This is a genomic window from Vibrio sp. 1402 (genome assembly GCF_033340275.1).
The window spans coordinates 1-714 of the sequence record NZ_JAWOWE010000260.1 but is presented as its reverse complement, the minus strand read 5'-3'; the positions used below and the strand labels follow the sequence as shown (position 1 = coordinate 714).

Sequence of the window (714 nt, the reverse complement as noted above, 5' to 3'; positions counted from 1 at the left end):
AGGCGCTGTTGACGAGTGTGCCCTCTGGCAACATGGAGTAAACGTTACTAAGCACATCTTGCGGCAAGGTTTCTGCGACCGAATAGGTATTAACGGGTTTACCTTTAGCTGAATAATTTGAACTGTCACTACCAGATTCAAAGGTAAAGTCGCTGGTCATAAGCGCACTGGCTGAAAATGATAAGCAGCAGCCAGAAAGCGCGATTAGTTTCCCTGTTCTCATAATGTTCCCCTTCTTTAACCGGACGTTGGTCATATGCAAGAAGGAGCAATTATGGTGCCTAAATTAAATTATTTATCTAACAAAGAGTTATGATGATAAGGGTGTTTTTTGTCATTTTGAGAATGAACATGACAAGCGAAGTAGAAGTCTGAAGAGTTCAGAAAATGCGTTCGTGTGCAGTGGAATTTTAATCCGCGAGGCGTTGATATTCGCCCCGCGATAACAACGGATTTTCTCTAAAGTTTTGGCCCTGCTTCAAACTGGGTCAGGTTGTCGGTTATTTCTAACCACGGCGCTTTTGACGCCACGAAAATATGAAAACTTGGTTTGTGAGATGGGGCATCATCCAACACACCTAAGCGAATATTGACGATTCCGTTATTCTTTTTCGAATACAAACTTGAGCCGCAATGGCGACAAAAACATAGCTCGGTATTTTCACTTTTCTGATAAGTTTGAATATCCTCTTTCCCTTGGATAATGAGCAACTT

General features: G+C 42.0%; 1 protein-coding gene and 1 pseudogene. Both read right to left on the bottom strand.

Translation table 11 applies throughout. The features are described 5' to 3' along the window. A pseudogene (locus R7044_RS25435) lies at positions 1–223 on the bottom strand (hypothetical protein); the annotation flags it as partial. Between the two features lie 236 nt (positions 224–459). Next, positions 460–714: GFA family protein (locus tag R7044_RS25430; RefSeq protein ID WP_225456023.1), on the bottom strand; the 255-nt coding region annotated here is incomplete at its 5' end.